Here is a 21,681-nt window from a genome sequence, read left to right on the forward strand (position 1 = left end):
GGTTGGTCACCCGCGACCACATCGACTTCGGTCGTGTGTGGTCCGCCTCGTGTTGCCTCTGACGGTTCCACACCGGCTCCACGCCACTGACCACGTCACCGCATCACGAGACATGAGGCCGCACCATGCCCGTCGAGTTTCTCGGCATCGCCGCAACCAATGAAGGCTCCGAAGTCACGCCCCGTTCCGGGCCGTCCTTCGACAAGGAGTACACGCTCAAGCTCGCCCGCGCCCACGAGGACCACGGCTGGGACCGCGTCCTGTTCGCGTACGGCTCCGGCTCGCCCGACCCCTCCCCGGCCGCCGCGTACATCGCGGCCCGCACCGAGAAGCTCCAGATCCTCGTCGCGCACCGCCCCAACGTCGCGTACCCGACCTTCGCCGCGAAGACCTTCGCCACGCTGGACCGGATCAGCGACGGCCGGCTCGCCGTCCACTTCATCACCGGCGGCAACGACCACGAGCAGCAACGCGAGGGCGACTTCCTCACCAAGGACGAGCGCTACGCCCGTACCCGCGAAGCCATCCAGATCATCAAGAAGGCCTGGACGAGCCATGAGCCCTTCGACCACGAGGGCACGCACTACCGCTTCAGCGACTTCGTGAGCGACACCTTCCCCGTACAACAGCCGCATCCGCGCGTCTCGTTCGGCGGTTCCTCGCCCGCGGCCTACGAGGCCGGTGGTGCCGAGGCCGATATCTACTGCCTCTGGGGCGAGCCCCTCGCCGAGACCGCTCAGCAGATCGAGTCGGTGAAGGCGGCCGCGAAGGCGGCGAGCCGCACCGATGTCCCCAAGATCCAGGTGGCGTTCCGGCCGATCATCGCGCCCACCGAGGAACTCGCCTGGGAGAAGGCGTACCGGACCCTCGACCGGATCAAGGCACGCAAGGCGGGCGCGCCGCCCAGCCGCCGCCACCCGCTCAAGGACCCGGAGAACACGGGCTCACAGCGCCTTCTGACCGTCGCCGCGCGGAGCGAGCGGCACGACCGCGCGCTGTGGACGCCGACCGCGGCCGAAACGGGCGGCGCGGGCAACTCCACCGCGCTCGTCGGCACGCCCGAGACCGTCGCCCGGGCACTGCTCGACTACTACGACCTCGGCGTGGAGATTCTCTCCGCCCGTGGCTACGACCTGCTGGACGACGCGATCGACTTCGGCCGCCAGGTGATCCCGATCGTGCGTGAGGAAGTCGCCAAGCGCGACGCCGCGAAGGCGATTGACGCCGCCGCGTGACGACGGCCGGCCCCGGCACCTTGCGTGGACAGCCCTGTGGACCCGGCGGATGATGGGAAAAGAGGGATCCATAGGGACGGAAGGTGGGAATCGCTATGGCTGAACACCCGGACTGTGCCCTGATACGCCGGGGTTACGCAGCGTTCGGATCAGGTGACATGGAGACGCTGGGCTCCTTGATGACGGCGGATGTCGTCCACCACGTACCCGGAAGCAGCCCGATATCCGGGCACCACAAGGGCCGGGACGCCGTTCTCCAGCTCTACCGCAGGTTCGGCGAGGAGACCAACGGCACCATGCTGATCGAGCTCGAAGCCGTGCTCGCCGACGGGCGCGGCCATGTGATGTCCTTCCACACATCCCGGGCCGACCGGGGTGACCACGGCCTCGAAATGCGCGAAGGACTGTTCTTCACGATCGTCGGCGGAAAGATCTCCGACATCGACGAGTGCCTCGAAGACATCGACGAGTCCGACAGGTTCTGGAACTGACCGGAAACGCTGTGGCCCCGTTCACCAGCGGCCGGTGGTGAACGGGGCCGTTATGCGTCGCTCGCTCAGCCCACCGAGCTGTACGCCACCACACCCCGCAGCAGCGCGTCGACCGCCCTGCGCGCGTTCTTGGCGACCGTGCTGCCCTCGCGCGGCGCGGCTGCCGCGATCTGGCCGAGGACGTCGATGACCTGCTTGCTCCAGCGGACGAAGTCGCCGGCAGGCATCTCCGCCTCGCGCAGCACCTCGTCCAGGCTCCGGTCGGAGGCCCACTGGTACGCGGCCCAGGCGAAGCCGAGATCGGGTTCGCGCTGTCCGACACCCTCCGCCTGGTTGATCTTGAACTCTTCCTCCAGGGCGTCGAGCCGGCCCCAGATGTGCACCATCTCGCCGAGTGCGACCTTCGCCTTGCCCGCCGGGACCTTGGGCGCCACCGCGTCGTCCGACTGCCGCGCCTCGTACACCAACGCCGAGGCGCAGGCGGCCAGTTCGGCCGGACTGAGTCCCTCCCACACACCGTCACGCAGGCATTCGCTCGCCAGCAGATCCAGCTCGCCGTACAGCCGGGCGAGCCGCCTGCCGTGCTCGGTGACCTCGTCCGCGCGCAGATAGTCCAGCTCGGTCAGCAGCGCCACGATCCGGTCGAAGGTACGGGCGATGGTGTTCGTACGCCCCTCGATGCGCCGCTCCAGCTGCTGGGTGTCGCGCTGCAGCCGGTGGTACCGCTCCGCCCACCGCGCATGATCCTCGCGCTCGTCGCAACCGTGGCAGGGGTGCGCGCGCAGCTCCGCACGGAGCCGGCTGATCTCACGGTCGTCGGCGGCCGCGGCCCGCTGCTTGCGGTGCCGCTCGGGAACGATGTGGCCGGCCTTCGTCCGCAGCGCGGACGCCAGATCGCGCCGCGACTGGGGCGAGCGTGGATTGAAGGACTTCGGGATCCGCATCCGCTCCAGCGCCTCGACCGGCACCGGGAAGTCCATCGACGCCAGCCGCTTGACCTGCCGCTCGGCGGTCAGGACCAGCGGCCGCGGGCCGTCGTGCTGCTCGAAGCCGCGGTGGCCGTTACTACGTCCGGCCGGGAAGCCCGGGTCGAGCACCAGCGCGAGGCCCGCGAACTTGCCCGTCGGGACATGGATGACATCACCGGGCTTCAGCTTCTCCAGCGAGGAGGCCGCGGCGGCCCGCCGCTGTGCGACGCCCTGCTTGGCCAGCTCCGTCTCGCGGTCCTTGAGCTCACGGCGCAGCCGTGCGTACTCCTCGAAGTCCCCCAAGTGGCAGGTCATGCCCTCGCGGTAACCCTCGAGCCCCTCTTCGTTCTTCTGCACCTGGCGACTTATGCCGACGACCGACTTGTCCGCCTGGAACTGCGCGAACGACGTCTCGAGCAGCTCGCGCGAGCGGTGGCGCCCGAACTGCTGCACCAGATTGACGGCCATGTTGTACGAGGGCCTGAAGCTGGAGCGCAGGGGATATGTGCGGGTGCCCGCGAGACCGGCGAGTGCGGCCGGGTCCATGCCCCGCTGCCACAGCACCACCGCATGGCCCTCGACATCGATGCCGCGCCGTCCGGCCCGGCCGGTGAGCTGGGTGTACTCACCAGGGGTGATGTCGGCGTGCTGCTCGCCGTTCCACTTGACGAGCTTCTCCAACACCACTGACCGGGCAGGCATGTTGATGCCGAGCGCCAGTGTCTCGGTGGCGAAGACGGCCTTGACCAGACCGCGTACGAAGAGCTCTTCGACGACCTCCTTGAAGGTCGGCAGCATGCCGGCGTGGTGCGCGGCGATGCCCCGCTCCAGACCTTCCAACCACTCGTAGTAACCCAGGACATGCAGATCCTCGCCGGGGATGGCGGCGGTCCGCTCCTCGACGATCTCGCGCACCTTGAGCCGCGCTTCCTCGTCGTTGAGCCGCAGCCCCGCGTACATGCACTGCTGTACGGCAGCTTCGCAGCCCGCCCGGCTGAAGATGAAGGTGATCGCGGGCAGCAGCCCTTCCGCGTCGAGCCGCTCGATGACCTCGGGCCGTCCCGGTGTCCAGATCCGGGTGCGCTGGCGCCGCTCACGCTCACGGTCCGCCTCACGGACCATCTTGCCGCGGCGGCGGTCGCGAGGGTTGTACGTGCGCTGGTTCTCCATCCGTGCCATGCGTACGAGATCGGGGTTGACCTCGCGCCGGGTCACACCGCGGCCGCCGTGGTCGGTCTCCTCCTCGAAGAGGTCGTACATCCGGCGGCCGGCCATGACGTGCTGCCACAGCGGCACGGGCCGGTGCTCGGAGACGATCACCTCGGTGTCGCCACGGACGGTGTCCAGCCAGTCGCCGAACTCCTCGGCGTTCGAAACGGTGGCCGACAGGGACACCAGGGTCACCGACTCAGGGAGGTGAATGATCACTTCCTCCCAGACGGCACCGCGGAAGCGGTCGGAGAGGTAGTGGACCTCGTCCATGACCACATGGCCGAGCCCGAACAGGGACTGCGAGCCCGCGTACAGCATGTTGCGCAGTACCTCGGTGGTCATCACGACCACCGGTGCCTCGGAGTTGACGCTGTTGTCGCCGGTGAGCAGGCCGACCTTGTCCGCGCCATAGCGCCTGGCGAGGTCGGTGTACTTCTGGTTGGACAGTGCCTTGATGGGTGTGGTGTAGAAGCATTTGCGGCCCTGCTGAAGAGCCAGGTGGACGGCGAACTCGCCGACGATGGTCTTGCCGGAGCCGGTGGGCGCCGCGACGAGCACGCCCTTGCCCGCTTCCAGGGCCTGACAGGCTTCGATCTGGAAGGGGTCCAGGTCGAATTCGTACAGCGCTCGGAAGGGGGCCAGCGCAGTGGCCTCCTCAGCGGCGCGGATACGGGCAGCGGCGTAGCGCTCAGCGGGAGAGAGGTCCTCGGTCATCTTGCTCACGAGCCTACCCGTCACCTCTGACAGTGAGCGCGATCTTTAATTGACCGGGGCAAGTACCGGTACGGGCACCCGCACGGCGCCCGGAACGCACAAGCGGCCGGTTGCGCGGCGTGCGCGCCCCGGCCGCGTCCCGCGGTGGTACTGGCGAAAAAGGTGATCCCGCCGGTCATCCGGCGGACCCGGCAAGGTCAGGTGATGTCGTCGTAACCGTTGATCCGGTTCGAACGCCCACCGTCCGCTTCGCCGCCGGTCTGTTCCGGTACGGAGCGCGCGGCCAGGACGGGCTCGACGTCACTGACGGCCTCGGGGGTCAGATCGAGGTCGGAGGCCTCATCGTCGTCCAGCTCGGCGTCCGGGTCGTGGCGGCGTCGCCGCTTGTCGTTCAGCAGCGAGAAGCCGACGGCCATGAAGTAGAGGATGCTGATCGGGCCGGCCAGCGCGATCATGCCGATCGGGTCCGTCGTCGGGGTGATCACGGCACCGAAGACGAAGACACCCATGATGACGCCGCGCCACCACCGGGCCATGCGCCGACCGCTGAGGATGCCCGTGAGGTTGAGCATCACCAGCACGAGCGGCAGCTCGAAGGCGAGCCCGAAGACGAGCACCATCCGCAGCGTGAAATCGAGGACGTCGCCCAGCGACAGGATGTTCGCCGAGCCGTCCGGCGTAAGGCTGATCAGGACCTTCACGCTGACGGGGAGGATGAGGTACGCGAGGTAGGCACCGGCGGCGAACAGCGGTACCGCCGCGCCGACGAAGGCGTACGTGTACCTCTTCTCGCTCTTGTGCAGTCCAGGTGCCACGAAAGTCCAGAGCTGGTAGAGCCAGACCGGGCTCGCGACAACAAGGCCGGTGGTCAAGCTCAGCTGGATCGTCGTGCTGAAAGGCGCAATCAACGTGTTGAAGGAGACGATCGCGCAGTTTCCGCCGTTACTCGTCACGCCCGGCGGACATTTGGGCACCGACTTCGTCAGGAACTGCATGAGCTGCTCGCTGTACATCAGGGCCACAATCGTGACCGCCATGATGGCGAGCATTCCCTTCGCGAGCCGGTTGCGAAGCTCTCGCAGGTGCTCCACGAGAGGCATCCGCCCCTCGGGGTCCTTCTCCTGCTTGCGGGCAGACTTGAGCAACCCACGTCCTCATCTCGTGCGGCAGGCCATCACCGTTGTTTCGGTGCGTGCGGCGGCCCAGGGTCAGCGCTTGGTGGTGTCGGTCGGCTCGGTCACGGGCCGTGAGCTGGTCACATCACCGGGCGCGGCCTGGATGGTGCGCGACGGGGGCTGGTCCTGGGCGGCGCCTGGCTGCGGCGGGTCGGCCGGGGCGCTCTGCGTGTCGTCCGACTTCATGGCCTTGGCCTCACTCTTGAGGATTCGGGCCGACTTGCCCAGCGAACGGGCCATGTCCGGAAGCTTCTTGGCGCCGAACAGCAGGACGATGACGACGAGGATGAGAATAATCTCGGTGGGGCCGAGCCTACCCATAGCTGTTTACCTTCTTCACCGAGGCGACAGGGAGTCTGATTGCCCGACTGCCGGACAAATGTCTGGCCACCGCGCTGCCAGCGATCGTAACCCGCAGAAGTAAACAAATGGCAATGCCTGCGCATACGCACGATTTGCAACCCGTGCCCCCACTGTCCGGGCCGCCACCAGCAGCGTACCGCTCGCGGTTCCGGCGCAGCAGAGTGCACCCGGGCTATCGCAAGGCGTCACCGGTGCGGGCCAGACCGGTCGCCGCGTTCTCCAGATCCTCCGCGGCACGGTTGATCCGCTCCGTGGTGCGGGCCACTTCGATACCCAGCCGCTGGGCCTCGAGAAAGACGCGGATACCGAGAATGCCGAGTACAGCGATCCCGAGGAAGCCAAGGGCGATGGCGAGCATGGGCCGGAGCATGGGCAGAACCTAGACCATTCTAGACGGTGGAGTAGAGGCGCAGAGTCCGTACGCCGCCGCCGGTGAGGAGCTCGACGATGCGCTCCCCGGCCGGCTTGCGGACGGCCATGTCGCACTCGGGGCAGGTGAAGGAGTAGAAGGTGGTGCGGCGGCTGGCTCCGATGGCGAGCCGCAGCGCCCCTGCGGAGAGCTCGAAACGAGCGCGGCACTCGGGGCACGCGGCCTTGTAGAGGACCGGCCCCACCGTCGCCGGAATTCCAGACATCACAGACATACCGCGCGAATCCCCTTATTTCTGAGCGTCATGGGCAGCGAGTTATTCCTGGGCGTCATAGGCAGCGAGCGCCTCACGCGCCGCCAGCCGGGCACTGTCCGTCAGGTCCTGCGGCGAGACGATCCGCCCGTCCCGCCCCAGCCGCAGCGCCAGCCGCCGCAGCGAAGCGGGAGCAGGCGTACGCAAAGTGATGCGCAGACCACCCTCCGGCAGCTCCTCCGCGCTGTCGTGCGGGTAGTACTCGGCGACCCAGCGACCGCCGGGGCCGACCTCGACCACGACCTCCGGATCGTCCGCGGACGGCTGCACCAGCCCTTCGGACAGATCCCGCAGCTCGATCTCGGGCGGTGCGGCCGGGGCGTCGAGCAGCTTGATCTCGGCCACCCGGTCGAGACGGAAGGTCCTGCGCGCCTCGGAGAGACGGCACCATGCCTCCATATACGTATGACCCACCGCGAAGAGCCGGATCGGGTCCACCTCGCGCTCGGTGAGCTCGTCGCGCGCGGGCGAGTAGTACTTCAGCCACAGCCGCCGCCGCTCCGAGATCGCCCGGTCCACATCGGCGAAGACACCACCCTCGGACTGGAAGGTGACGGAGAGCCGGGAGCTCGCGCCGGCCGCCTCGCCCGCCGCGGTCTCCAGTTTGGCGGTGGCCCGCAGCAGCGCCTCGCGGTCGCCCTCGCGCAGCCCGGGCAGGGTGGCGACGGCGCGCGCGGCCACCAGCAGGGCGGTCGCCTCGTCGGCAGCGAGCCGCAGCGGCTCAGCTGTACTCGTGCCGGACGCATCCGGATTGCGCCACCAGATGCGGTCACCGTCAGTGTCGATGTCGAGCAGATCGCCGCCGCGGAAGCTGGTCCCGCACATCGGCAGTACGTCGAGGTCGGAGATCAGCTCGTCCTCGGTGATCCCGAAGGCGCGGGCGACGTCCCCCACGCGCGCGCCGGGGCGCTCGCGCAGATAGGTCACCAGCGAGAGCATTCGCCGGGTCTGGTCAATGGCGTTGGCGGCCATGGTTGTACGAGTCCCCCTCAGCCCTTGGCCACGGCACGGAGCCGGTCGACCACATCGGCCCGCAGATCCGCGGGCTCCAGTACGACGACGTCCGGGCCGAATTCCACGAGCCAGGCATCGAGCCCGTGCCCGTACGGAATCTCCAACTCGTCCCAGCCCTCGCCCAGTTCCCGGATGGACTGTGCTCTTGAGCGCAGCGGATAGCCGCAGCCGGCGCGCAGCCGGATCACCGCGGAGCGGGTCGCGGTCTCACCCGCCCAGCTCTCGACGGTCTCACGGACGGTCACGACGTCGGGCACGGGCGCGGTGAACGAGCCGACGCGGGAGCGGACCCGGCCGGTGATACGGGAGAGCCGGAAGACCCGCTCGGCGCCCCGGTCCCGGTCCCAGCCGGCGAGGTACCAGTGACCGCGCCAGAACTCGAGCGTCCATGGTTCGACCTGGCGCTGCTCGGGGCGGGCGGCATTGGCCTTGCGGTAGTCGAAGACGACGGGCCGGCGGTCGCGGCAGGCGAGCATCAGCGGTTCGAAGGCGGCCTCATGGACCGGGATGCGGGGCTCGAGCGCGCTGTGATGGGCCTCGTACGAATCCCCGGCCTCGGGCATACCGGCCGCGCGCAGCTTCTGCAGGGCGCCGCTGGCGGCTCCGGCCAGCCGCGCCTGCTGCCAGACCTTGGCCGCGAGGCCGAGGGCAGCGGCCTCCTCGGCGTCCAGTGTGATGGCGGGCAGCCGGTTGGAGTCGCGGCGGGCGAGATAGCCGGTGTCGCCGTCGAGGTTCTCCACCGTCTCGATGACCAGGCCGAGTTCGCGCAGATCGTCCTTGTCGCGCTCGAACATCCGGTTGAAGGAGTCGTCGGAGCCGGCCTCCAGATAGGCCTCGATGGACCCGCGCAGCTCGCGCTTGCTGAGCGGACGCCGGGTCCCCAGCAGGCACAGCGCCAGATTCATCAGCCGCTCGGCCTTGGCAATGGCCATCGACGCCCTTCGCCCCCATCTACGTAGCACTTCTGAGCGTTGACCGTACCGCTCCGGGCTGTCGGGGCAAAAGCCGAGGGCCCATGCCAGACGGCATGGGCCCTCGTTACGCTACGAAGCGATCGGACTCAGACAGCAACCAGATCGCAGACGAAGATCAGCGTCTCGCCGGGAGCGATAGCGCCGCCACCGGCGCCGCGCTCGCCGTAGGCAAGGTGCGCGGGGATGATCAGCTGGCGACGGCCGCCGACCTTCATACCCTGCACGCCCTGGTCCCAGCCGGAGATGACCTGGCCGACACCGAGCTGGAACTGCAGCGGGGTGCCGCGGTTCCAGGACGCGTCGAACTCCTCGCCGGTGGAGAAGGCCACGCCCACGTAGTGGACGGAGACGGTGTCGCCGGCCTTGGCCACCGGTCCGTCACCCTCCCAGATGTCCTTGATCTCCAGGTCGGCCGGCGGCTCGCCACCCGGGAAATCGATCTCGGGCTTCTCGATGCTCACTGAACTGCTCCTCTAAATGATGAACGGGGCAACCTGGACAGTCTTACACCTTTGTCAGAAGGTCCACGGCGAAGACGAGCGTCGAGTTCTTCGGGACGCCCTGCTTCTCCTCGGCCCCGAATGCCTGGTCCGGCGGGATGACCAGCAGCAGGCGGCTGCCGACCTTCTTGCCGACGAGACCGTCCTTGAGGCCCTTGAGCGTCACCTGCGCCAGCGGGAAGGTCTGGGGCTTGCCCCGCTGGTACGTGCTGTCGAACTTCTTGGCGCCGTTCCAGAGATAGGCCTCGTAGTTCACGATGACGGTGTCCTTCGCCGTGACCACCGGGCCCGTGCCCTCGAGCACGTAGTTGGAGACGAGCTTCTTCGGCGGGCCGGACTCCTTGGGGAAGGTGACCGAAGGGGCCTTGCCGTCGGTGTTGATGCCCACCTTCGGCAGGTCGATGTTGTCCTGTGCGACCTCGGTGCCCTTGGCGGACACCGGAATGGTGGTCGCCTTCAGAATATCGACGACGAAGACCAGAGTGGAGTTGGCCGGGATCTGGTCGCCCTTGGCCTGATCCCCGTAACCGAGCGCCGGCGGGATCGACATCTCGACACGGCTGCCGACCTTCTGGCCCTCGAGGCCCTTCTCCCAGCCGGGGATGACATCGCCGGCACCGAGCGTGAGGTCGAGCGGTTCCTTGCGGTCGAAGCTGTTGTCGAACGGCTTGTCAGAAACCCAGGTCTGCCCGAGGTAATTGACCTGAAGGGCATCGCCCTTCTTGGTCGTCGCGCCGTTACCCTTGCTGATGACCTCGACCTTCAGCTCCTTGGGCGGATCACCTTCGCCCTTCGCCAGGGTCGGCTTCTGACCGAACTTGGCGCCGGCGGTGATCGCAGGCAGTCCGTTTTTGGACGAGGTGGAGTCGGAGCCCTTGTCGTCACTGCCGCACGCCACTGTCGACAACAGCAGCAAGGGGACGACGAGAAGGCCGGCAAGTCGGCGCACGTGTTCCTCAGATCTCAGACGGCACAGTAGTTGCCCGACACTCTAGGGCGTGCCAAGGGCCCCGTACGAGGACGTACGGGGCCCGAGTCGCGTTCCACCGGGTGGCGGCTACATACCGGCGATGAGCTTCTCCACCCGGTCATCGACCGACCGGAACGGGTCCTTGCACAACACGGTGCGCTGAGCCTGGTCGTTGAGCTTGAGGTGCACCCAGTCGACGGTGAAGTCCCGCCGCTGCTCCTGAGCCCGGCGGATGAAGTCGCCGCGCAGCCGCGCCCTGGTGGTCTGCGGGGGCACCGACTTGCCCTCGAAGATCTTCAGGTCGTTGCAGATCCGGGCGGCCTGACCCTTCCGCTCGAGGAGGTAGTACAGCCCCCGGCGGCGGTGGATGTCGTGGTACGCGAGGTCTATCTGGGCGACTCGCGGATGCGACATGGTCATATTGTGCTTGGCCCGGTACCGCTCGATGAGCTTGTACTTCATCACCCAGTCGATCTCGGTGCCGATCCGGTCGAGGTCCTCCGAATCGATCGCGTCCAGCGTGCGGCCCCAGAGTTCCAGGACCTGCTCGACGGTGCCGGTGCGGATCCCGCGCCGCTCGACGAAGTCCACGGCCTTCTCGTAGTACTCGCGCTGCACTTCGAGGGCCGAGGCCTCGCGGCCGCTGGCCAGGCGTACCTTGCGCTGTCCGGTGATGTCATGGCTGACCTCGCGGATCGCCCTGATCGGGTTCTCCAGGGTCAGATCGCGCATGACCGTGCCCGCCTCGATCATGCGCAGTACGAGGTCGGTCGCGCCGACCTTGAGCAGCATGGTCGTCTCGGACATGTTCGAGTCGCCGACGATGACATGCAGACGGCGGTAGCGCTCCGCGTCGGCGTGCGGTTCGTCGCGGGTGTTGATGATCGGGCGCGAGCGGGTGGTGGCGGAGCTGACGCCCTCCCAGATGTGCTCGGCGCGCTGGCTGACGCAGTAGACCGCGCCACGCGGGGTCTGCAGTACCTTGCCCGCGCCGCACAGCAGCTGACGGGTGACCAGGAACGGAATGAGGATGTCCGCGAGCCGGGAGAACTCTCCGTGGCGGGCGACGAGATAGTTCTCGTGGCAGCCGTAGGAGTTTCCCGCCGAGTCGGTGTTGTTCTTGAAGAGATAGACGTCGCCCGCGATTCCCTCCTCGTGCAGGCGGCGTTCGGCGTCGACGAGCAGGCCTTCGAGAATGCGCTCGCCCGCCTTGTCGTGCGTGACCAGTTCGGTCACGTTGTCGCATTCGGGAGTTGCGTATTCCGGATGCGAACCCACGTCGAGGTAGAGGCGGGCGCCGTTCCGCAGGAAGACATTGCTGCTGCGGCCCCATGAGACAACACGGCGGAAGAGGTAGCGCGCCACTTCGTCAGGTGACAGTCGGCGCTGTCCCCTGAACGTGCACGTGACGCCGTACTCGTTCTCCAGCCCGAAAATGCGGCGGTCCATGTCTGAACATTACGCCTCAAGGCCTGTGCTGAAACCGGGTTCGGCAGCACCGTTTCGATCATTTTCCGATGAGCTCGCGATGTCCTTGGTACGGCCGGGAACTGCGAGTACCCGCTGAGTGGCCATCAGAACCATGAGTGCGGCGATCCCTCCGGCTCCGGCGACGGCGAAGCTCCAGCTCGTCCCGCCCAGCTCGACCGCCGGGCCCGCGACAGCCGTTCCGACCGCCGCGCCGACGCCGAAGGTCGTGACGAGCCAGGAGAAGGCCTCGGTCACCGTGCCGCTCGGAGCGTGCCGGTCGACGACGATGAAGGCGCAGGCGATCGCGGGCGCCAGGAAGACTCCGGCGATGGCGGAGAGCGCGGTCATGGCGACCACGCCGGGGGTGAGCGCGAGCGGCAGATAGCCGAGCGCGAGCAGGGCGACGATGACGCGCAGGCGGCGCTCGGGTGCTCCGGCCCACTGCCGGGCGCCGTAGACCACACCGCCGAGGAGTGCGCCGAGGCCGAGGGCGGCCATCAGCCAGCCGTACACCGCCTGGCGGCCGTGGTCGTCGGCGTACGCGACGCCGGCGACGGTGATGGAGCCGAGCGCGAGGCCGACGAAGAAGAAGGCGCCGAGGAGAGCTAGCAGCCCGGGTGAGCGCAGTGCGCCGAGCCAATGGGCCTCGCGGGGTGCGGAACGCCAGGTGCGGGACGGTTCTGCGAGGACGACGGAGAGCGCACCGAGCACGCCCACGGCGTTGATGACGAGCAGGGCGGCGGCGGGCGACCAGAGCGAGACGAGCAGGGTGACCAGCAGTGGGCCGACGGTGAACATGACTTCCTGGGCCACGGCGTCCATGGCGTAGGCCCGGTGCACCTGGTCCTCACGGCCGAGGACGCTGGGCCACAGGGCCCGCAGTCCGCCTTCGAGGGGCGGGGTGAAGAGGCCTGCGACAACCACGGCGGCGTACGCGGCGGGCAGTGAGCCGGTGCCGACGGCGGCGAGGAGGGTCATGCCGAGGGCGGAGAGAACGGCGGCGGGCAGCTGGACCCGGGGCTGTCCGTACAGGTCCACGGCGCGGCCGAGCAGCGGCTGGCCCATCGCGGTCGCCAGTCCGTACACGGCGGCGAGCGCCCCGGCGAGGGTGTAGCTGCCGCCTTCGGCGCGGGTGAACAGGACGATGGCGATGTGAGCGGTGGCGTTGGGCAGCCTGCCGACGAGCGTGCCGGCGAGCAGCCGTGCCGCGTGCGGCGCCTTGAGGATGTCTGCGTAGCCGGTGGCTCCCAGGGCCATGTTCCGCCCCTCTCTCCCGGCTCAACCCGAGGTTTTACGTATAACGTGGTCGGCCATACGTACCATGTCGGCAGTCCGCGGGTCCACCGCGGGCGTATAACGGAACGAGCGCCGAGCGGCGAGCGGCGGAGGACGGCACCGATGGCACACGGGTCCCAGGACGAGCCCGCGGCACCCGCCCCCGGGACGGACGGCCTCGTGGCAGGCGGGCGGCAGCCTGCCGGACCGGGCGAAAGGGGGCCGGGCGGCGCCCTCGCGGCCGAGAGGCCCGGCTCACCCCAGCCGGCGGACCGCCCCGCCCGCGGCACGTCGGACCACGTGCCGCCCACCGGCACCGAGGCGGACCGGGCGCCCTCCGCCGGACCCCGCGCCTCCGACGCGCCCGCAGGCGGAACGGCCCCGGCCGCCGCCCCCGCCGCCGCGGAAGCCCGACCAGGCCTGTCGGGCGACCGCCCCACTCCCGGCACGGTGGATGAGGAACCGCCCACCACCGGCGGAGCGACGCGCCGAGCCGGACCGGCCGCCGCCCACACGGCCGCGGGTCCTGGCCCCGCCCGGCCGGGCGAACCGCCCACCCACGCCACGGCGGAACGCGAGCCGCCCACCGGCCACCGCAGCGAGAGCAGCCCCCGGCCCACCAGCCGGGATGTCGCCAGGGCCGCCGGGGTTTCGCAGGCCACCGTGTCGCTCGTCCTCGGTGACAAGTGGCGCGGCAGAGTGTCCGAGCGGACCGCCGGGCTGGTGCGGGATGCCGCGCGCGAGCTCGGGTACCGGCCGAATCTCGCCGCCCGCAATCTGCGGCTCGGACGGACCAGGACCGCGCTGCTCGTCGTCCCGGCCCTCACTAATGAGTTCTTCGCCCGCGTCTACACGGGCGCGGCCACCGTCGCCGCCGAGCACGGCTTCGGTGTGGTGCTCTACCCCTCCCCCGAAGGCATCGGCCCCGCCAAGGACCCCTTCGCCTCCGCCCGTGCCGCTCTCGACGGGGTGATCGCCTCCTCCATGGCCGCCGAGGCGCTGACCGCCATCCGCGGCACGCACCTCCCGCTGGTGATGCTCGACAGCAACCCGGCCGACCCCGGCGCCGTGGCCCATGTCAACCTCGATATCGCCGACGGCATGCGGCAGATGACGGACCATCTCCTCGCACTCGGCCACCGTCGCTTCGTCCATCTCGCCTCGGCCGTGGCCTCCTGGACCTTCGACGTACGGGCCCGGGCTCTCCACGAGCATCTGCGTGACGTCCCCGACGCCGTCGTACGGACTGTCCCCGCGCCGCTCGACGTGGGCAGCGCACGCGCGGCCGTGGAGCGGGCGCTCATCGGCCCGGGACCGCGGCCCACCGCCATCCTCTGCGACGACGACATCCTGGCCGCCGGAGCCTGCAAGGCGGTACGGCGGCTGGGCCTGCGGGTGCCCGAGGACATCTCCGTCACCGGCTTCGACGATCTCGCGCTCGCCACGGCCGTGGAGCCCGAGCTCACCACGGTGCGCCTGCCCGCGGAACGGGTCGGCGAGCGTGGCATGTCCGCGCTGCTCGCGGTCCTCGACGGCCGCCCGCCCGAGGAGGGCGATCTCCCGGTGAATCTGGTCATCCGGGACTCGTCGGCCGCCCCCTCCTCTTGATCCCGTCCGTGCGGACCGGTCTTGAGCCCACGAGACCCGCCATGGAACCATCATGATCATGATGAGTACGGCGGCGAATCCGATCGACGCGACGCTGATCGGAACGGCTCCCGCGACAGGCTGGATCGAGCCGCTCTCCGAGGGACGTCTTTCCGTCAGGACCGACGACCGGCTCGAGATACACGACCGGGAGGCGTTCCTCGCCGGCACGCCGTCCCCCACACAGTCGCTGCGCCTCCCGGCGCACTCCGCGGCGACCCCGTTGCCCGACGGCGGCGTCGTCGTCGCCGAGGGCACCCGAATCCGCGCCCTGGACCCCGACGGCAGCACCCGCTGGGAACTGCCCCACGCGCCCTGGCACGGCGGCCGGTGGAACCCCAGGCCACCGGGCGCCCCGGCCGCGAGCCCGGACGGCGGGCTCGTCAGTGTCGTGGTTCCGACGCTCGCCGACAGCGACACCCCGGCGGCGCTGGTCTACGACGATCCGCCCCGGCACCGGTACGCCCGCGACGCCCTGCTCCTCATCGACACCGCGTCCGGCCGGGTCAGAGCGCGGCGGCCGATCGGTGCGGTCGCCTCGGACGTGACGCAGCGGTGGCATCCGGACGGCTCGCTGCTCGCCCTCTCCTGCTGGACGGCCTGGTACAGCTGGTCGACCTGGTGGATCGAGCCGCGCCGGGACGGGCTGCACATCCGCGGCGGCACGACCATGCGCGAGGTGATCGACTTCCTGCCGGATACGTCGCGTGTGCTCACGCTGCGGCGCGCCGAGGCGATCGCCCCACCATGACGACCGTGACGAGCTCGCGTCACACGATGTGAGCGCCGATGACCCGGCCGGACTGCTCGACCTCGGCGAACTCGCCGTCGACCCCGACAACGACGTGTTCACCGCTGCGTATCTGCTCGATACCGCTCATGTCCTGGTCACCGGCCGGGTGTACCTTCCCGGGCGCCCGGCGGCGGTCCGCCACTGGCTCTGTGACACGGCGACGCTGCTGCCGCTCGGCCGGGTCCGCTACCCCGTGCCGGTCGGTGCTGAGGCGACCCCGCTCGGTGACGGGAGCTGGCTCACCCGGGACCGCGAACGCCTCCACCACTGGGCGCTCCCCTGAGCCGGCGATACGGCTGCGCCCCGGAACCGCACAAGGCGGTCCGGGGCGCAGCCGTGTAAAGCCGTGTCTGCGGTTGTCGGCAGTCGTCTTCGGTCGCCGTCAGCGGTCCGGGCTACTCGCCGCCGCCCTCTTCCGTCTCCTCGGTGTCCGACGGGGCATCCGTCGGGGTCGACGCGGCGCCGTCGGCCTCGAGCAGCCGCGACAGCTGCCGCCCGACGATGCGCTTGAACTTCCGCTGCTGCGGTCGTGTGCGGTCCAGGACCGCCACCTCCAGCCGCTCCGCGGGGATCTCCCGGTCGTTGCCGTTGGCCTGGTTGGACAGGGCCTGGACGGCCAGCTTCAGTGCCTCCGCCAGCGACATTCCGTCACGGTGCCGCTGGTCGAGGTAGGTGCTGATCTGTTCGGAATTGCCGCCGACCGCGACCGAGCCGTGCTCGTCCACGATCGATCCGTCGTGCGGCAGCCGGTAGATCTGGTCGCCCTCAGGTGTGGCGCCGACCTCGGCGACGACCAGCTCCACCTCGTACGGCTTCTCGGCCGCACTGGAGAAGATCGTGCCCAGGGTCTGGGCGTAGACGTTGGCGAGCCCACGGGCCGTCACATCGTCGCGGTCGTAGGTGTATCCGCGCAGATCGGCGTAGCGCACGCCGCCGATCCGCAGGTTCTCGTACTCGTTGTACTTGCCGGCCGCGGCGAAGCCGATCCGGTCGTAGATCTCACTGAATTTGTGCAGGGCACGGGACGGGTTCTCACCGACGAAGACGATGCCGTCGGTGTACTGCAGCACGACGAGGCTGCGACCACGGGCGATGCCCTTCCGGGCGTATTCCGCCCGGTCGGCCATGGCCTGCTGGGGTGAGACATAGAACGGCGTCGACACCGGCTATCCGTCCCTTTCTGTCAGTGGCATATCGGTTCGGAAGAAGGGGCATCAGAGCAGCGAAGCGCGCGGGCCGTCGGGCCTTTCGAGGCGCCGCTCCAGGATCGACCGGGCGACCTCGGAGGACTCGGCCTCGGTGAGCTTGCGGAAGCCCTCGTCGCTGATGACGGTGACGATGGGGTAGATCCGCCGGGCCACGTCTGGCCCGCCGGTCGCCGAGTCGTCGTCGGCCGCGTCGTACAGCGCCTGGACGACCAGAGTGACGGCTTGCTGCTCGGTCATGTCGTCGTGGTACAGCTTCTTCATCGCCCCGCGGGCGAAGATCGAACCGGAGCCGGTGGCCGCGTAGCCGTGCTCCTCGGAGCGGCCGCCCGTCACGTCGTACGAGAAGATGCGGCCCTTCTCCCGGTCCACGTCGTAGCCCGCGAAGAGCGGCACGACGGCCAGGCCCTGCATGGCCATGCCGAGGTTGCCCCGGATCATGGTGGAGAGCCGGTTGGCCTTGCCCTCCAGGGAGAGCTGGGCGCCTTCGACCTTCTCGAAGTGCTCCAGCTCGAGCTGGAAGAGCTTGACCATCTCCACCGCCAGGCCGGCGGTGCCGGCGATGCCCACGGCCGAGTACTCGTCGGCCGGGAAGACCTTTTCGATATCGCGCTGGGCGATCATGTTGCCCATGGTCGCCCGACGGTCACCGGCGAGCACCACACCGCCGGGAAACGTCGTCGCGACGATGGTCGTGCCGTGCGGTGCCTCGATGGCGCCCTGCACGGGCGGCAGGACGCGCTTGCCGGGCAGCATCTCCGGGGAGTGCTGGCCCAGAAAGTCCATGAACGAGGACGAGCCGGGCGTCAGGAAGGCTGCCGGCAGACGCCCGGTGCTACGAGGGTTGGCTTCCACGCGTTTCCTTCCGGATTGGCGGCGGCCCGCCGTGTCGGGCGCGGGCCGATCTTACGAACTGTGCACGGACCTTACCCGCGCCGTCGCCGGTCATCCGCCCCGGTGCCACCGGCTTTCGCCGACGGCACCGAGACGGACAACAGGTGCTACTCCCCGCCCTTTTGGACAAAGGAACGCACGAAGTCCTCGGCGTTCTCCTCGAGGACGTCGTCAATCTCGTCCAGTACGGAGTCGACGTCGTCCGACAGCTTCTCCTGGCGCTCCTTGAGGTCCTCCGAAGCCTGCGCTTCCTGCGTCTGCTCCTCGGTCTCCTCAGTGGAACGCGTGGCCTTCTGCTGTCCGCCGCCGGTGTCCTTGGTCGCCATATCCCTCACCCCGCTCGGTTTGCCCTGACGTGAGTTCGTTCGGTCAAGATCAGACCCTACAAGCAGGGTCCGACATCGGCCCCGCACTTGCCTCAACGTCCGGGGACCACCTCGATGATTCCCGGACTGGAACCATTTCAGCCCCCGGACAGCACCCGGACCAGGTCTTCCGCGGTCCGGCACCGGTCCAGGAGCTCCTTGACGTGGTTGCGTGTACCGCGCAGCGGTTCCAGCGTCGGCACCCGCTGCAGCGAGTCCCGGCCAGGCAGATCGAAGATCACCGAGTCCCAGGAGGCCGCGGCGACATCGTCGGCGTACTGCTCCAGGCAGCGACCGCGGAAGTACGCACGGGTGTCCTCGGGCGGCTTCGTCCGGGCCCGCGCGACGTCCGGCTCGTCCAGGAGCCGTTTCATCTTCCCGCGGGCCGCCAGCCGGTTGTACAGGCCCTTCTCGGGGCGTACGTCGGCGTACTGGAGGTCCACCAGGTGCAGCCGTGCAGCGTCCCACTCGAGGTTGTCACGCCGCCGGTAGCCCTCCATGAGCTCCTTCTTGGCGATCCAGTCCAGCTCGCCGGACAGGCTCATCGGGTCGTTCTCGAGCCGGTTGAGCGTGTCCTCCCAGCGGATCAGGACGTCCTTGGTCTGTTCGTCGGCGTCCACGCCGAAGCGCTCCTCGACGTACTTCCGCGCCAGCTCGAAGTACTCCATCTGGAGCTGGACTGCGGTGAGTGTCCGGCCGCTGCGCAGCGTGACCAGCCGCTTAAGGGTCGGGTCGTGGGAGACCTGGTGCAGGGTGCGTACGGGCTGGTCGACGGCCAGGTCCACGGCGATGAAGCCGTCCTCGATCATCGACAGGACCAGGGCCGTGGTGCCCAGCTTCAGATAGGTCGAGATCTCCGACAGGTTCGCGTCGCCGATGATCACATGGAGCCTGCGGTATTTCTCGGCGTCCGAGTGCGGCTCGTCGCGGGTGTTGATGATGGGCCGCTTGAGGGTGGTCTCGAGCCCGACCTCGACCTCGAAGTAGTCGGCGCGCTGGCTGATCTGAAAGCCGTGTTCATGGCCGTCCTGGCCGATTCCGACCCGTCCGGCGCCGGTGACGACCTGGCGGGAGACGAAGAACGGCGTCAGGTGGCGCACGATGTCCGAGAAGGCGGTCTCCCGCTTCATCAGATAGTTCTCGTGGGTCCCGTAGGAAGCGCCTTTGTTGTCGGTGTTGTTTTTGTAGAGGTGGATCGGCTGGGCGCCGGGGAGCTGGGCCGCGCGCTCGGCGGCCTCCGCCATGATGCGTTCGCCGGCCTTGTCCCAGAGCACGGCGTCGCGCGGGTTGGTCACCTCGGGCGAGCTGTATTCCGGGTGGGCATGGTCGACGTAGAGCCGCGCACCGTTGGTGAGGATGACATTGGCGAGGCCGATGTCCTCATCGGTGAGCTGGCTGGAGTCGGCGGCCTCGCGGGCGAGGTCGAAGCCGCGGGCGTCCCGCAGCGGATTCTCCTCCTCAAAGTCCCAGCGTGCGCGCCGCGCCCTGTGCATCGCCGCCGCGTAAGCGTTGACGATCTGGGACGAGGTGAGCATGGCATTGGCGTTCGGGTGGCCAGGGACGGAGATTCCGTACTCCGTCTCGATGCCCATTACTCGCCGTACGGTCATGCGGCCCTCCTTGCCCGGCGGCGCTCCCCTCCGGGAACGGCGCTCAAGTACCGCTGTCTCTCCGGTGCGTGTGCGGTGCCCGTCCCCGCACTGCGCGACTCGGCGGTACCGAAGAGCCTAGAACGCCTCTGCGCTGGTGGGGAGATCAATTGCGTCATTGCTCCGGTATGGCCGGACCTGTCAAGAAAGCAACCGGCTGCGGATGCCCGGCCGGGCATCCGCAGCCGGTTTGCGTTCTACAGGTACTGCCCGGTGTTCGCCACCGTGTCGATGGAACGCCCTGTGTCCGCGCCCTGCTTTCCGGTGACAAGGGTGCGGATGAAGACAATCCGCTCGCCCTTCTTTCCGGAGATCCGGGCCCAGTCGTCCGGGTTGGTGGTGTTCGGCAGGTCCTCGTTCTCCTTGAACTCGTCCACGCAAGCCTGGAGGAGATGGGAGACCCGGAGGCCCTTCTGGTTGTGGTCGAGGAAGGCCTTGATGGCCATCTTCTTGGCCCGGTCGACGATGTTCTGGATCATCGCGCCGGAGTTGAAGTCCTTGAAGTACAGGACTTCCTTGTCGCCGTTGGCGTACGTGACCTCGAGGAAGCGGTTCTCCTCGGACTCCGCGTACATCTGCTCGACGACCGACTGGATCATCGCGTGTGCCGCGGCGTCCTTGGAGCCGTTGTGCTCGGAGAGGTCGTCCGAGTGCAGCGGCAGCGAAGCCGTCAGGTACTTGGCGAAGATGTCCTTCGCGGCCTCCGCGTCCGGACGCTCGATCTTGATCTTCACATCGAGCCGGCCGGGCCGCAGGATCGCGGGGTCGATCATGTCCTCGCGGTTGGAGGCGCCGATGACGATGACGTTCTCCAGGCCCTCCACACCGTCGATCTCGGCGAGCAGCTGCGGGACGATGGTGTTCTCCACGTCCGAGCTGACACCGGAACCACGGGTGCGGAAGAGGGATTCCATCTCGTCGAAGAAGACGATGACGGGGGTGCCCTCACTCGCCTTCTCCCGGGCACGCTGGAAGACGAGGCGGATGTGCCGCTCGGTCTCACCGACGTACTTGTTGAGGAGCTCGGGGCCCTTGATGTTGAGGAAGTAGCTCTTCCCCGCGGGCTGGCCGGTCACCTCGGCGACCTTCTTGGCAAGGGAGTTGGCGACCGCCTTCGCGATCAGCGTCTTGCCGCATCCGGGCGGGCCGTAGAGCAGGATGCCCTTCGGCGGCCGCAGTTCGTGCTCCTTGAAGAGGTCCGGATGGAGGTAGGGGAGCTCGACCGCGTCGCGGATCATCTCGATCTGGCCGCCCAGACCGCCGATCTTGTCGTAGTCGACGTCCGGGACCTCTTCGAGGACGAGTTCCTCGACCTCGCTCTTGGGAACGACCTCGTAGACGTAGCCGGAGCGGGGCTCGAGGAGCAGGGCGTCGCCGGGGCGGATGGTGATGTCCAGCAGCGGCTCCGCGAGCCGCACCACCCTTTCCTCGTCGGTGTGCCCGACCACCAGGGCGCGCTCGCCGTCCTCGAGGATCTCCTTGAGGGTGACGATGTCCCCGGCACGCTCGTACTCCATGGCCTCGACCACGTTGAGCGCCTCGTTGAGCATGACTTCCTGGCCGCGCCGGAGCTCGTCGAGCTCGACGCTGGGGCTCACATTCACCCGGAGCTTGCGGCCCCCGGTGAAGATGTCACATGTGCCGTCCTCATTCGCCTGCAGGAAGACACCGAAGCCGGCCGGCGGCTGTGCGAGCCGGTCGACCTCCTCCTTGAGGGCCACGATCTGGTCGCGGGCCTCGCGGAGTGTGTTGGCGAGCCGCTCGTTCTGTGCGGACACGCCGGCCAGGTTGGTCTGCAACTCGACGATCCGCTCTTCGAGAATCCTCGTATGACGCGGAGAGTCGGCGAGCTTGCGGCGCAGGACGGCGATTTCCTGCTCGAGATAGGCAACCTGGCCGGCTGGGTCTTCAGACCCCCGCCCCGGCCGGATGCCGCGGTTGATGTCGTCGTCGTGGGCTGCCACGGTCCTCACCTCCTCCAAGGGGAGCTGGACGCTTCCTGACCCTACCTGCGTGGGTGATGATTGAAACCCCTAGATCACAAAGACGGTAGGGGTGTGTCCGATCTTCACCCTTGCGCTCTC

General features: G+C 68.6%; 21 protein-coding genes and 1 pseudogene. 5 read left to right on the plus strand and 17 right to left on the minus strand.

Translation table 11 applies throughout. From position 1 onward, the window contains the following. Positions 1–125 precede the first annotated feature (125 nt). Positions 126–1,235, plus strand: coding sequence for an LLM class flavin-dependent oxidoreductase (locus tag OG735_RS08000; protein ID WP_327322422.1), 1,110 nt, complete (start codon positions 126–128; stop codon positions 1,233–1,235). A gap of 95 nt (positions 1,236–1,330) precedes the next feature. Further along, on the plus strand, positions 1,331–1,726 hold the full coding sequence (locus OG735_RS08005; RefSeq protein WP_327322423.1) for a nuclear transport factor 2 family protein: 396 nt from the start codon (positions 1,331–1,333) through the stop codon (positions 1,724–1,726). Positions 1,727–1,791: 65 nt separating this feature from the next. On the opposite strand, the gene OG735_RS08010 is transcribed toward OG735_RS08005, so the two are convergent. The 12 genes and pseudogenes from OG735_RS08010 to OG735_RS08065 all read right to left on the minus strand — a co-directional run bounded on the left by OG735_RS08010 (position 1,792) and on the right by OG735_RS08065 (position 13,026). Continuing rightward, positions 1,792–4,620, minus strand: a complete 2,829-nt coding sequence (locus OG735_RS08010; protein ID WP_327328243.1) for a DEAD/DEAH box helicase — start codon at positions 4,618–4,620, stop codon at positions 1,792–1,794. A gap of 89 nt (positions 4,621–4,709) precedes the next feature. Continuing rightward, positions 4,710–4,799 (minus strand): annotated as a pseudogene (locus OG735_RS08015) (sphingosine kinase); the annotation flags it as partial. A gap of 18 nt (positions 4,800–4,817) precedes the next feature. Continuing rightward, positions 4,818–5,720 carry a twin-arginine translocase subunit TatC gene (gene tatC, locus OG735_RS08020; protein WP_442812588.1) on the minus strand — a complete coding sequence of 301 codons (903 nt, stop codon included), beginning with the start codon at positions 5,718–5,720 and terminating at the stop codon, positions 4,818–4,820. 108 nt (positions 5,721–5,828) lie between these two features. Beyond that, entirely contained in the window at positions 5,829–6,116 is a 288-nt protein-coding gene (gene tatA, locus OG735_RS08025; protein WP_327322425.1) for a Sec-independent protein translocase subunit TatA, read from the minus strand. 214 nt (positions 6,117–6,330) lie between these two features. Beyond that, on the minus strand, positions 6,331–6,528 hold the full coding sequence (locus OG735_RS08030; RefSeq protein ID WP_327322426.1) for a hypothetical protein: 198 nt from the start codon (positions 6,526–6,528) through the stop codon (positions 6,331–6,333). 19 nt (positions 6,529–6,547) lie between these two features. Next, positions 6,548–6,802, minus strand: a complete 255-nt coding sequence (locus OG735_RS08035) for a hypothetical protein (protein ID WP_327322427.1) — start codon at positions 6,800–6,802, stop codon at positions 6,548–6,550. 42 nt (positions 6,803–6,844) lie between these two features. Beyond that, complete coding sequence (locus tag OG735_RS08040) at positions 6,845–7,813, minus strand: helix-turn-helix transcriptional regulator (protein ID WP_327322428.1); 969 nt, start codon at positions 7,811–7,813, stop codon at positions 6,845–6,847. 17 nt (positions 7,814–7,830) lie between these two features. Beyond that, positions 7,831–8,787, minus strand: a complete 957-nt coding sequence (locus OG735_RS08045; RefSeq protein ID WP_327322429.1) for a helix-turn-helix transcriptional regulator — start codon at positions 8,785–8,787, stop codon at positions 7,831–7,833. Between the two features lie 128 nt (positions 8,788–8,915). Next, positions 8,916–9,290, minus strand: coding sequence for an FKBP-type peptidyl-prolyl cis-trans isomerase (locus OG735_RS08050; protein WP_327322430.1), 375 nt, complete (start codon positions 9,288–9,290; stop codon positions 8,916–8,918). 43 nt (positions 9,291–9,333) lie between these two features. Beyond that, complete coding sequence (locus OG735_RS08055; RefSeq protein WP_327322431.1) at positions 9,334–10,278, minus strand: FKBP-type peptidyl-prolyl cis-trans isomerase; 945 nt, start codon at positions 10,276–10,278, stop codon at positions 9,334–9,336. Between the two features lie 108 nt (positions 10,279–10,386). After that, positions 10,387–11,748 (minus strand): Pup--protein ligase, encoded by a 1,362-nt coding sequence (pafA, locus tag OG735_RS08060; protein ID WP_327322432.1) that lies wholly within the window; start codon positions 11,746–11,748, stop codon positions 10,387–10,389. Positions 11,749–11,757: 9 nt separating this feature from the next. After that, positions 11,758–13,026, minus strand: a complete 1,269-nt coding sequence (locus OG735_RS08065) for an MFS transporter (protein WP_327322433.1) — start codon at positions 13,024–13,026, stop codon at positions 11,758–11,760. A 468-nt stretch (positions 13,027–13,494) separates the two neighbouring features. Here OG735_RS08065 and OG735_RS08070 point away from each other — a divergent pair, with 468 nt between their 5' ends. The 3 genes from OG735_RS08070 to OG735_RS08080 are packed head-to-tail and all read left to right on the plus strand — an operon-like array spanning position 13,495 to position 15,767. Continuing rightward, the gene (locus OG735_RS08070; protein WP_442812589.1) at positions 13,495–14,652 is read left to right on the plus strand and encodes a LacI family DNA-binding transcriptional regulator; all 1,158 of its coding nucleotides are present in this window, start codon (positions 13,495–13,497) and stop codon (positions 14,650–14,652) included. A 52-nt stretch (positions 14,653–14,704) separates the two neighbouring features. Continuing rightward, positions 14,705–15,442 (plus strand): hypothetical protein, encoded by a 738-nt coding sequence (locus tag OG735_RS08075; protein ID WP_327322434.1) that lies wholly within the window; start codon positions 14,705–14,707, stop codon positions 15,440–15,442. Between the two features lie 28 nt (positions 15,443–15,470). Next, positions 15,471–15,767, plus strand: a complete 297-nt coding sequence (locus OG735_RS08080) for a hypothetical protein (RefSeq protein WP_327322435.1) — start codon at positions 15,471–15,473, stop codon at positions 15,765–15,767. A gap of 112 nt (positions 15,768–15,879) precedes the next feature. Here OG735_RS08080 and prcA read toward each other — a convergent pair whose 3' ends face one another. The 5 genes from prcA to arc all read right to left on the minus strand — a co-directional run bounded on the left by prcA (position 15,880) and on the right by arc (position 21,561). Continuing rightward, positions 15,880–16,647 (minus strand): proteasome subunit alpha, encoded by a 768-nt coding sequence (gene prcA / locus OG735_RS08085; protein WP_327322436.1) that lies wholly within the window; start codon positions 16,645–16,647, stop codon positions 15,880–15,882. Positions 16,648–16,698: 51 nt separating this feature from the next. Next, the gene (prcB, locus tag OG735_RS08090) at positions 16,699–17,544 is read right to left on the minus strand and encodes a proteasome subunit beta (protein WP_327322437.1); all 846 of its coding nucleotides are present in this window, start codon (positions 17,542–17,544) and stop codon (positions 16,699–16,701) included. Between the two features lie 146 nt (positions 17,545–17,690). Next, positions 17,691–17,909, minus strand: coding sequence for a ubiquitin-like protein Pup (locus OG735_RS08095; RefSeq protein WP_326648749.1), 219 nt, complete (start codon positions 17,907–17,909; stop codon positions 17,691–17,693). A 137-nt stretch (positions 17,910–18,046) separates the two neighbouring features. Further along, complete coding sequence (dop, locus tag OG735_RS08100; protein WP_385306297.1) at positions 18,047–19,558, minus strand: depupylase/deamidase Dop; 1,512 nt, start codon at positions 19,556–19,558, stop codon at positions 18,047–18,049. A 236-nt stretch (positions 19,559–19,794) separates the two neighbouring features. Further along, positions 19,795–21,561 carry a proteasome ATPase gene (gene arc, locus OG735_RS08105; protein WP_327322438.1) on the minus strand — a complete coding sequence of 589 codons (1,767 nt, stop codon included), beginning with the start codon at positions 21,559–21,561 and terminating at the stop codon, positions 19,795–19,797. Positions 21,562–21,681 lie beyond the last annotated feature (120 nt).

The organism is Streptomyces sp. NBC_01210, from assembly GCF_036010325.1.
In the GTDB taxonomy this organism is placed as follows: domain Bacteria; phylum Actinomycetota; class Actinomycetes; order Streptomycetales; family Streptomycetaceae; genus Streptomyces.

Coding starts and splice junctions, on each gene's coding strand:
- OG735_RS08000 (WP_327322422.1), top strand. CDS start 126: ATGCCCGTCGAGTTTCTCGGCATCGCCGCAACCAATGAAGGCTCCGAA.
- OG735_RS08005 (WP_327322423.1), top strand. CDS start 1,331: ATGGCTGAACACCCGGACTGTGCCCTGATACGCCGGGGTTACGCAGCG.
- OG735_RS08010 (WP_327328243.1), bottom strand. CDS start 4,620: ATGACCGAGGACCTCTCTCCCGCTGAGCGCTACGCCGCTGCCCGTATC.
- tatC (WP_442812588.1), bottom strand. CDS start 5,720: ATGCCTCTCGTGGAGCACCTGCGAGAGCTTCGCAACCGGCTCGCGAAG.
- tatA (WP_327322425.1), bottom strand. CDS start 6,116: ATGGGTAGGCTCGGCCCCACCGAGATTATTCTCATCCTCGTCGTCATC.
- OG735_RS08030 (WP_327322426.1), bottom strand. CDS start 6,528: ATGCTCCGGCCCATGCTCGCCATCGCCCTTGGCTTCCTCGGGATCGCT.
- OG735_RS08035 (WP_327322427.1), bottom strand. CDS start 6,802: ATGTCTGTGATGTCTGGAATTCCGGCGACGGTGGGGCCGGTCCTCTAC.
- OG735_RS08040 (WP_327322428.1), bottom strand. CDS start 7,813: ATGGCCGCCAACGCCATTGACCAGACCCGGCGAATGCTCTCGCTGGTG.
- OG735_RS08045 (WP_327322429.1), bottom strand. CDS start 8,787: ATGGCCATTGCCAAGGCCGAGCGGCTGATGAATCTGGCGCTGTGCCTG.
- pafA (WP_327322432.1), bottom strand. CDS start 11,748: ATGGACCGCCGCATTTTCGGGCTGGAGAACGAGTACGGCGTCACGTGC.
- OG735_RS08065 (WP_327322433.1), bottom strand. CDS start 13,026: ATGGCCCTGGGAGCCACCGGCTACGCAGACATCCTCAAGGCGCCGCAC.
- OG735_RS08075 (WP_327322434.1), top strand. CDS start 14,705: ATGATCATGATGAGTACGGCGGCGAATCCGATCGACGCGACGCTGATC.
- OG735_RS08095 (WP_326648749.1), bottom strand. CDS start 17,909: ATGGCGACCAAGGACACCGGCGGCGGACAGCAGAAGGCCACGCGTTCC.
- dop (WP_385306297.1), bottom strand. CDS start 19,558: ATGACCGTACGGCGAGTAATGGGCATCGAGACGGAGTACGGAATCTCC.